The 10,074-nt window shown below is 64.1% G+C and carries 9 protein-coding genes and 1 pseudogene; 5 read left to right on the top strand and 5 right to left on the bottom strand.

Annotated elements, in window-relative coordinates:
• The 3 genes from Q427_RS01695 to Q427_RS31850 form a co-directional block, all read left to right on the top strand.
• A partial coding sequence (locus tag Q427_RS01695; RefSeq protein ID WP_081785775.1) for an ATP-binding protein occupies positions 1–1,178 on the top strand: 1,178 nt, incomplete at its 5' end.
• 12 nt (positions 1,179–1,190) lie between these two features.
• Positions 1,191–1,910: a response regulator gene (locus tag Q427_RS01690; RefSeq protein ID WP_043510446.1), complete on the top strand. Its 720-nt coding sequence runs from the start codon at positions 1,191–1,193 to the stop codon at positions 1,908–1,910.
• Between the two features lie 91 nt (positions 1,911–2,001).
• Entirely contained in the window at positions 2,002–2,628 is a 627-nt protein-coding gene (locus tag Q427_RS31850; RefSeq protein ID WP_051496041.1) for a hypothetical protein, read from the top strand.
• A gap of 67 nt (positions 2,629–2,695) precedes the next feature.
• On the opposite strand, the gene Q427_RS01680 is transcribed toward Q427_RS31850, so the two are convergent.
• From Q427_RS01680 to Q427_RS35055, 5 genes are all read right to left on the bottom strand, one after another.
• Positions 2,696–4,015: a TRAP transporter large permease gene (locus tag Q427_RS01680; RefSeq protein ID WP_043510444.1), complete on the bottom strand. Its 1,320-nt coding sequence runs from the start codon at positions 4,013–4,015 to the stop codon at positions 2,696–2,698.
• Positions 4,012–4,137: a hypothetical protein gene (locus Q427_RS35065; protein WP_269321186.1), complete on the bottom strand. Its 126-nt coding sequence runs from the start codon at positions 4,135–4,137 to the stop codon at positions 4,012–4,014. The genes Q427_RS01680 and Q427_RS35065 overlap by 4 nt, the downstream gene beginning before the upstream one ends.
• Before the next feature lie 8 nt (positions 4,138–4,145).
• Positions 4,146–4,607, bottom strand: a complete 462-nt coding sequence (locus Q427_RS01675) for a TRAP transporter small permease subunit (RefSeq protein WP_197030448.1) — start codon at positions 4,605–4,607, stop codon at positions 4,146–4,148.
• A gap of 132 nt (positions 4,608–4,739) precedes the next feature.
• Positions 4,740–5,324 carry a hypothetical protein gene (locus Q427_RS35060; RefSeq protein ID WP_269321185.1) on the bottom strand — a complete coding sequence of 195 codons (585 nt, stop codon included), beginning with the start codon at positions 5,322–5,324 and terminating at the stop codon, positions 4,740–4,742.
• A complete protein-coding gene (locus Q427_RS35055; protein ID WP_197030447.1) occupies positions 5,303–5,959 on the bottom strand; it encodes a twin-arginine translocation signal domain-containing protein in 657 nt (218 codons plus the stop codon). The genes Q427_RS35060 and Q427_RS35055 overlap by 22 nt, the downstream gene beginning before the upstream one ends.
• A 469-nt stretch (positions 5,960–6,428) precedes the next feature.
• Here Q427_RS35055 and betT point away from each other — a divergent pair.
• A pseudogene (gene betT / locus Q427_RS01665) lies at positions 6,429–8,476 on the top strand (choline BCCT transporter BetT).
• A gap of 134 nt (positions 8,477–8,610) precedes the next feature.
• Positions 8,611–10,074: C4-dicarboxylic acid transporter DauA (gene dauA, locus Q427_RS01660; protein ID WP_043510443.1), on the top strand; the 1,464-nt coding region annotated here is incomplete at its 3' end.

Here is a 10,074-nt window from a genome sequence, read left to right as displayed (position 1 = left end):
CAGGGCCTGGTACGCCAGCAGCTGTGGCCCGGAGAGGGACCGCCCGCCCACGCATCGAGCGCCGCCTGGGCGATGCCCGGGACTTCGTGCTTCACGATGCCGATGGCCTGCCGGTGATAGGGCTTGCCCCGGACGACAGCGAAACCGCCTCTGAACTGCACTGGCTGCCCATCGAGCATCAGGGCGAGCAGGTCGGCACCCTCGGCTACCGACCTCCCCAGCAACTGATGGCGCGCATGGACCGAATCTTCCTCGCTCGCCAACAGCGCAACCTGGTCATCATCATCGTGGCACTGGGTATGGCCTCGCTGCTTCTGGCCGGTGGCCTCGCCTGGTGGCTGGGGCGCCGCACCCGCAGCATGGCGCTGGCCACCCGACGCCTTACCGAAGGCGACTACAGCACCCGCCTGCGGGAGCAGGGTCGCGATGAGCTGTCACGACTGGCCCATGACTTCAATGTCCTGGCGGCCACCCTGGAAGCCAGCCGAGATGCCCGGGCCAGGTGGGTGTCGGATATCGCCCACGAGCTGCGCACGCCCCTGGCGATACTGCGTGGCGAGATCGAGGCCATGCAGGACGGCATTCGGTCCTTCAACGACGACAACCTCTATTCGCTCTCCCAGGAGGTCGGCCAACTGGAGCGCCTGGTCACCGACCTGCGGCTGCTCTCGCAGAGCGATGCCGATGCCCTTGAGGTGCAGCTTGCCCCCCTGGACCTGGCCGAGAGCCTTGCCGCGTGGCTCGATGAAGCCGACGGCTGGCTCGATGACAGCGGCCTGGAGCTGGCCACGGACATCCAGAAACCCGCCTGGATCCGTGGCGACGCCCGCCGCCTGCGCCAGCTGTGGACCAACCTTCTCGATAACAGTCGCGCCTATACGGCCCCTCCCGGACGGCTGGAGGTGAGCCTTGGCCAGGAGGGGGGCCGGGTAAGGGTCACCTGGCAGGACAGCCCCCCAGGTGTACCGGAGGAGGCCCTCGACCGTCTCACCGAGCGACTCTACCGGGTCGAGGGCTCTCGCAACCGGGCCAGCGGCGGCAGCGGGCTGGGGCTCTCCATCGCCAGCGCGCTGGTCAAGAGCCACGGTGGCACCATGCACGCCTCACCCTCCCCCCTGGGTGGGTTATGCTGGACCCTCGAGTTTCCCGCCCTTGACGACGACCGACCCAGCCAATAAGGAAAGGAGCCCATGCACGACACCGATGTCCCGCGCGAGACCCTGCTGATCGTCGAAGACGAGCCCAAGATCGCACGCTTGGTGGCCGACTACCTGGAAGGCAGCGGCTTTGCCACGCACCCCATCGACCATGGCGACGACGTGCTGCCCTGGCTGCAGGAAAACATGGCAGGCGAACGCCCCCCGGGGCTGGTGCTGCTCGACCTGATGCTGCCGGGTACCGATGGCCTGACCCTGTGCCGCGAGATTCGCCAGCGCTGGCCCAAGCTCGCCATCATCATGCTCACGGCCAGGGTCGAGGAGGTGGATCGCTTGCTGGGTCTGGAACTGGGTGCCGACGACTATATCTGCAAGCCATTCAGCCCGCGGGAAGTGGTCGCCCGCGTCAAGGCCGTGCTGCGCCGTAGCCAGGCCGCCAGCGATCCGGCGACCAGCGCCGGCAGCAACCTGGTGCTGGACGACGACGGCTGGCGTGCCCTGGCCGACGGCCATGACCTGGGCCTCACCGCCGTCGAGTACCAGCTGCTCAAGGTGATGATGCAGTCGCCGGGACGGATCTTCTCCCGCGACCAGTTGATGGACCGCATGTACCGCGACCACCGCATCGTCTCCGAGCGTACCGTCGACAGTCACGTCAAGAAGCTGCGCAAGAAGATTTCCGACACCTGGCCCGAACGCGAGATCATTCGCTCGGTCTACGGGGTAGGCTACAAGTATCAGCCCGAGGAGTAGGCTCCACAGGGTTTGCACACTCCGTGCACGCCTGCTGCACACCGCTTCCGGATACTGGCACCATCACCCCGGCACCAAGGAGTTGCTTGATATGAAAGGTTTCATGACCCGCACGCTGTTGATGCCCGCCCTGTTGGCCGTCGCCATTGCGCCACTCTCGCTGGCAGCAACTGCCGGCCAGGGCGACAAGGACTGGAGCGAGCAGCGCCAGGCGCTGTTCGAGCGCGCCGGCCTCGACGAGGAGACCCGCTCGGCCCTGGAAGAGGCCCACGCCGAGCATCATCAGGCACTCCGTGAGCTGCACCAGCAGCATCGCGAGCGCATGGACCAGCTTCTCGACGAGGAGGAGCGTGAGGCGCTACGCGAGGCCAAGCGCGAGATGCGCCAGGCGCAGCGTGGTGAGTACCGCGGACAGGGCTATCACAGTATGCCGCAGCGCCTGGGCACCCTGGTCGACAGCTGGGAACTCTCCGACGAGGAGCGCGAGGCGCTCACCGAGCTGCGCCACTCCCTCTATGCCGACATGCAGGAGCTACGCGGCCAGTCGTTCGAGTCTCGCGAGGAGCGCCGCGAAGCCTGGCAGGCCCTGCGCGACGAGCATCAGGACGCCCTCGGCGAGCTGCTGAGCGAAGAGCAGATCGAAGCGATTAAGGCGATGATGCAACCCCGCGGTTACAAGGGCCACGGCAAACGGCATGGCGACAAAGCCAACGACTGATCGCTGTCTCGACGAACTTCCCCCCTGGCCCGACCTCCGTGTCGGGCCTTTTCATGATCTTCGCCGGCTAGTTGTAGAGTACACCCGGCAACCACATGGCGATGCCCGGGAAGTTGTAGAGAATGACCATCGCCACGATCACCAGCAGCAGGAAGGGCGCGATGCCCAGGAAGATATCGTTCAGCTGTACGCTCTTTGGCGCTATGCCCTTGAGATAGAAGGCCGACATGGCCATGGGCGGCGTCAGGAAGGAGGTCTGGATATTGAGTGCCACCAGCACGCCGAAGAACAGCGGGTCGATACCGAACATGGCCAGCAGGGGCAGGAAGATCGGCACGAAGATGATGATGATCTCGGTCCACTCCAGGGGCCAGCCGAGGATGAATATCATCACCTGGGCCAGGATCAGGAACTGCAGTGGCGTCAAGGACATGCCACTGATCCAGTGCTCGATCAGCGAGTGACCGTCCAGCAGCGAGAACACCGACGAGAAGATCCACGAGCCGACGAACAGCCAGCACACCATGGCGCTGGTTCGCGCGGTGAGAAAGACCGCCTCCCTTAGCCGTGCGAAGGTCAACTGACGATAGGCCGCCGCCAGCAGGATGGCACCCAACGCCCCGATCCCCGCGGCCTCGTGGGGTGTGGCGAGGCCGAACAGGATCGCCCCCAGCACCGACATGATCAGCACGAACAGTGGTACGAACGAGGTCAGCAGGCCCCAGTAGACCTGGCCCAGGGGCACATCGAGTTCCTCCTGCGAGAGCTTCGGCGCCACCTTGGGATTGATCAAGGCCCGTCCCATGACATAGGCGATGTAGAGCCCCGCCAGCAACAGGCCCGGCAACAGGGCAGCCGCATAGAGGCGCACCACCGAAACGCCGGCCATGGCACCATAGAGGATCAACATGATGCTCGGCGGGATCAGAATACCAAGACACCCCCCGGCACAGATCACACCGCTGGACATGCGCTTGTCGTAGCCGGCATTGAGCATCGCCGGCAGAGCCAGCAGGCCCATCAGGGTCACCACCGCACCCACGATACCGGTGGCGGTCGCGAACAGGGCACAGGTGATCAAGCTCGCCACCGCCAGCGAGGCCGGCATGCCCCGGGCGGCCAGCTGCAGGCTGGAGAACAGCCGGTCGAGTATGTTCGCTCGCTCCACCAGATAGCCCATGAACAGAAAAAGCGGCACGGCAATCAGGACGTCGTTCGCCATGACCCCATAGGCACGCTGGACCAGCAGGGAGAAGATGATGTCGCCAATGGCGAAATAACCGAAGGCCACACCCATGGCGATCAAGGTGAAGGCGATGGGAAAGCCGAGCATGATCAGCGCGACCAGCATGCCCAGCATCATGATTCCTACCTGTGGCTCGGTCATTGACGCGTCTCCCCGGCATCGGACTGTGCAGCCATGATCTCTTCCTGCTTGTTGACCGGGATCGCGATCTCCTCCACATCACCCAGGCGCCTCGGCCAATGGCCATGCTTCAGGCACAGCACGCAACGGCTCACCTCGGCGATGCCTGTACCATCAGCAGGAATGCCGCTGCGGGAATGACGAACTTGAAGGGGTAGATGGGCGGCCCGCCGGGGGTATAGGAGCTGTGCTCGTTCTGGCGATAGGAGAGCGCGAAGAAGTCCCAGCCATACCACACCAGCGCCAGAATGCCCGGGTAGAAGAAGATCACATAGAGGCCGAGGTCCATTCCGGCCTGCACCCTTGGCGGAAAGTAGCGCGACACCACGTCGGCCCGCACATGGGCGCTATGTGCCAGTGCATAGGCGCCGCTCATCATGAACAGCGTGCCGTAGAGCATGTAGCTGGTGTCATAGGCCCAGGCAGTGGGCGCCCCCAGGACATAACGCATGAAGACTTCGTAACTCACCACGAAGGTGAGTATCAGGATCGCCCAGGCGAAAACTTTCCCCGCCCAGGTGCTCAGGTGATCGATGAAGAAGATAAAACGCATGGCGACCTCTCACCAGGGGCATCACCGCGTACCCGACGGCTCCCCACAGCACGAAAACCGACACCCTCCTGGCGTCGGCAAGCAATCGGCAAGGACCCGACCCGCCGGGAGCGGGCCGAGTACCGGGGAGCGTTACAGGATGGTGGAAGTGTCGGTAGACGCCCTGCCATAGAAATGGCGATAGGCCGGTTCCTTGGGGGTATTGCCCTCCAGGTGCCAGCCGACGACCCGCTCGCAGTAGTCCCGCTGACTATCGACCACCCGCTTGAAGAACTCGCTGTTGTTCGACTCGTTCTCGATGACGGTATCCCAGGCCTCAAGCTGGGCTTCGAGTACCGAGTCGGGGGTGATATAGGTCTGTACACCCTGCTCCTCGCGCATGGCCTGAAGGTCCTTGGGGTAGCGGTCCATCGCCTTCCAGTACATCTCCGACGAGGCCGCCTTGGCGGCATACTGCAGGATCGCCTGGAACTCCTCGGGCAGACTATCGTGCTTGGCCTTGTTGAGAATGATCTCGAAGGATTCACAGTCCTGGTGATAGCTGCGCAGCATCCAGGTCTTGCTGACATCGGGAAAGCCCAGCAGGCGATCGGAGGAGGGATTATTGAACTCGGCACCGTCGAGCAGGCCGCGGTCCATGGCCGGCACGATATCGCCACCGCCCATGATCGTCACCGCCGCACCAAACTCGTTCATCAGATCGGCGGCCAGCCCCACCGTGCGGTACTTGAGACCTCGCAGGTCATCGGCACTGCTGATCGGCTCCTTGAACCARCCCAGGGCCTGGGTCGCATGGGCCCCGTGAGGTAGCCGACCAGCGGCAACTCCAGGTTCTCGAGCAGCTCGTTGTAGAGCGCCATCCCATCGCCATTCCAGAACCAGGCCAGGAACTGGTGGGCGTCCCAGCCGAACGGTGGTGGCGTGCCAAATAGCGAGAAGGCCTTGTGCTTGCCGTACCAGTAGGCAGACACCCCATGACCGCCGTCCAGGGCACCGGAAATTACCGCATCCTGCATCTGCAGCGCCCCCACCACCGCACCGGCAGGCAGCAGGTTCAGCCGCAACCGGCCACCGGACATCTCATTGACGATGCGCACATAGTCAGCGGCAAACTCGTGGAAGATATCCTGATTGGGCCAGGTACTCTGAAAACGCAGGGTCGTGGTCTGGGCCACGGCGATGCTGGGAAAGCCTACCGCGGCAACGGCACCGGCTCCGACGGCAGCGGCCGAACCGGTGAGGAAGCGACGACGGGATTGTCGGTCGGTGGTCTTGGAAGGCGCAGTATCGGAAACGGTCGTGGAGGCGTTGTTAACGTCCGGCTGATCAGCCGGTTGCTTGTCATGAGCCATTACATACTCCGGAGTTATCATTGTTCTAGTGCGTGCTTTCCTCGCCGGCCAACCCGGCAGGTCAGTCGTCCCGAGGGCATCCCTGCCGTAGCTGGCGCAGCGTGCATGCCTCCCTGCTTGCAGTCGGTTACAAACAGTTATAGCTGGCCTAAGCCGTTCTGCAAGCAGAACCGCTCACTTTCGTGAACGTTTACCGGCTCTCGGCATAGTCAGGGTTGAAGCTTTGCCAAGATGTGCGTATTTTATTTGAACGTTCATTCAATAAAAGAACGCTTCCCGTCATCCAACCGTCGAGCCAGGGCCACAGATAGCGCGCATGCCGCTAGAAGTGGCGTCTCTGCGGCTGCATCGACTGGCCTCGTCCAAGACACCAGGCAGGCGTGCTTTCGATTGTGGAGAACAATCTACAGCGCGTCTCGGTATCGGATATCGGCGGGAGTCCCATCCAACCGACAGGAGAAGGCACTCCATGGCGCATAGCAATCCGCTTCCCGAACGACGGGACCGACTCAATCCCGTGGTATTCCACGGCTCCGTTGCCGGCATACTGGTCTTTCTCGTATTGACCATGACCTTCACCGAACAGGCCGGTGCCTTCTTTGATACCGGCCTGGCCTGGGTCAGCCAGACCTTCGGCTGGTACTACATGCTGGCGGTACTCGCCTACCTGATCTTCGTGATTGCCATCGGCCTGTCGCGCTTCGGCAGCATACGCCTCGGCCCCGACCACTCGCGGCCGGAGTTCTCGCTGCTCTCCTGGTCCGCCATGCTGTTCGCTGCCGGCATCGGTATCGACCTGCTGTTCTTCAGCGTCGCCGAGCCGGTCGCCCACTACCTGGCACCGCCGGACATGACCCCGGAGAGCCAAGAAGCAATGCGGGCCGCCGTCGTCCAGACCTTCATGCACTGGGGCCTGTCCGGCTGGGGGCTCTATGTGCTGATGGGCATGGCGCTGGCCTATTTCAGCTACCGTCACCGGCTGCCGCTGGCCATTCGCAGCGCGCTCTACCCGCTGCTCGGCAAGCGCATCCATGGCCCCATCGGCAATGCCGTGGACATCACCGCAGTGATCTCCACGGTGTTCGGCATCGCCACCAGCCTGGGCATCGGCGTGATGCAGCTCAACTACGGGCTGGCCTACATGTTCGACGTGCCCGAAAGCCTCTCGGTGCAGATCGTCCTGATCGCCCTGGTGGTGGTCCTCGCCACCATTTCGGTGGTCAGCGGCGTGGAGAGGGGCATCCGGCGCCTGTCGGAGTTCAATATGCTGTTGGCACTGGCGCTGCTGCTGTTCGTGCTGTTCCAGGGCCACACCCTGCAGCTGCTCGACATGGCGGTTAACAATGCGGGTGACTATTTCTCCACCTTCATCGCCAAGAGCTTCGATACCTACGCCTTTGCCGGCGACGCCGCCAACGAATGGAAGATGTGGTGGACGATCTTCTTCTGGGGCTGGTGGATTGCCTGGACGCCCTTCGTCGGGCTGTTCCTGGCGCGCATTTCCCGCGGGCGTACCATTCGCGAATTCGTCGCCGGTGCCCTCGGCATTCCGCTGGCCTTCATGATGGTGTGGATGTCGGTGTTCGGTAACAGTGGCATCGAGCTGGTGGCCAACCAGGGCGTCATCGAGCTCGGCGAACAGGCCCTGAGCACGCCGCAGACCACCATGTACACCTTGCTTGAATACTATCCCTATATCGGCCTGACCGCTGCCGTGGTAACCGTGCTCGGCATCGTCTTCTTCATCACCTCGGCGGACTCCGGCGCCTGGTGCTGGCCAACTTCACCTCGATCCTCTCCGACGTGAACCACGATGCACCGATCAAGCTGCGCATCTTCTGGTCGATGGTGATCGGTCTGGTGACGGTGGCACTGCTGATGGCGGGCGGCCTTGCGGCGCTGCAGAGCGCGGTGGTGATCACCGCCCTGCCCTTCTCGCTGGTGATCTTCGCGATCATGGTGGGGATGTACAAGGCGCTCAAACTCGAGGGCAGCAAGGCCGATGCGCGCCGACAGGTCACCGGCACAGCGCCCGGCGGCGACTGGCGCGAGCGCCTCGACAGGGCGCTCGACACCTCCAGCCGGGCCGGCGCCGCCGCCACCATCGAGCATGCCATTCGTCCGGCGCTGATCCAGTTCGCCCAGGAGCTGGAGAGCCGTGGCCAGGCCACCAACGTCACCGAGGAACACCTCGAGGGTGAATCTCTCCCATCCCTGACCCTGCAGGTGGACCTTGGCGAGGCTGCCAGCTTCGTCTACCAGGTGTGTCCGCATCGCATGCGCACGCCGAGCTTCCTGCCGGCTGACGACGACTACTACGTACGCCTCGATGTCTACCTGGCAGAAGGCGGCCTGGAGAAGGATCTCAACGGCTTCACCCGTGGCCAGGTAATTGCCGATGTGTTGTCGGAGTACGAGCGCCACCTGCACTTCCTGGCACTCGCCGGCCAAGGCGGGTACGTTCAGGCCATGCCGGGCGCCGTGGGTGAGCTGCCCGACGCCGCCACCCAGAGCTGATACTTACCGCAAGCCGACGGCGGTGCCCCAGGGCGCCGCCGTTTTGCGTCTGTCCTCCCCTACCTTGGCCGTCTTGCACCGCTTCCTCGCTGCGGCGTAGCGTAATACACGCCTTTTCCCACCCAGGAACCGCCATGTCCCGCCACTCGCTCAAGCCTCGCTACCGACTGCCTATACCCGGCAGCGCACTGCTTGCCGCCTGGCGCGAGGGCTATGGGCTCGCAGAACTGCGTCGCGATCTGATGGCCGGGCTGACGATCGGCATCGTCGCCGTGCCGCTCTCCATGGCGCTGGCCATCGCCACCGGTGTGCCGCCCCAGCACGGGCTCTATACCGCCATTGTTGCCGGCGCCATCATCGCGCTGACCGGGGGTTCACGCTTCAATATCTCCGGCCCCACCGCCGCCTTCGTGGTGATCCTGTTTCCCATCGTCGCCAGTCATGGCGTCGGGGGCCTACTTATCGCCACCCTGATGGCGGGACTGATCCTGGTGGCCCTGGGTCTGGCACGGCTGGGCAGCCTGATCCAGTTCGTGCCCTACCCGGTAGTACTGGGCTTCACCGCCGGTATTGCCGTGGTGATCGCCCTGCTGCAGATTCCCGATTTCCTGGGCCTTGACGAGGTCCCGCTGGGCGACAGTACGCTGCACAACCTGGCCGCCGTCGTTGGCGCCCTGCCGACCCTTGCCCCAGCCGAGCTCGGCATCGGCCTGGTGACGCTGGCGACCCTGATTCTCTGGCCCCGCCTCAGGCTGCCGGTACCCGCCCCACTGGTCGGCCTGGTGGTGGGCACCCTGGCCGCGCTGGCGGTGCTTCCGCTGGGTGTCGAAATCGAGACCATTGCCTCTCGCTTCAGTTGGGAGTTCCAGGGCCAAAGCGGTAGCGGCATCCCACCCTTTGCGCCAAATCTGGTGGTGCCGTGGCGTCTGCCGGGGCCGGATGGCACACCGCTGGTGGTGAACTTCACCCTGATCCGGGAGCTGCTCGGCCCGGCCCTGGCAATCGCCATGCTGGCGGCCATCGAGTCCCTGCTCTGTGCTGTGATCGCCGATGGCCTGACCCGCACCCGACACGACCCCAACGCCGAGCTGGTGGGCCAGGGGCTCGGTAACATCGTGGTGCCCTTCTTCGGCGGCATCACCGCCACCGCGGCGCTGGCGCGTACTGCCACCAGTATTCGCAGCGGTGCCTTCTCGCCGGTGGCCGCCGTGGTGCACTCCCTGGTGGTACTCCTGGCAGTGGTGGCACTTGCCGGGATATTGGGGCTCGTCCCCATGGCGGCACTCGCCGCCCTGCTGTTCATCATCGCCTGGAACATGAGCGAGGCACGCCATTTCGTTCACACCCTAAAGAGCGCACCGGGCAGCGATGTGGCCATACTGGTGATCTGCTTCGGCCTGACGGTGATCTTCGACATGGTGCTTGCCGTCGCCGTCGGAATCGGTCTCGCCGCAGCACTGTTCATTCGCCGCATGGCCGAACTCACCCATGCTCGCCGGCTAGACCCGGCCGACAGCGAGCTGGCCCGCAACCTGCCACGACAGGTGGCGCTCTATGACGTCAACGGACCGCTGTTCTTCGGCGCCGCCGAGAAGGCC

It is taken from the genome of Halomonas sp. BC04 (assembly GCF_000568385.1).
The sequence above is the reverse complement of the archived record's forward strand: the minus strand, read 5'-3'. Positions and strand labels throughout refer to the sequence as shown.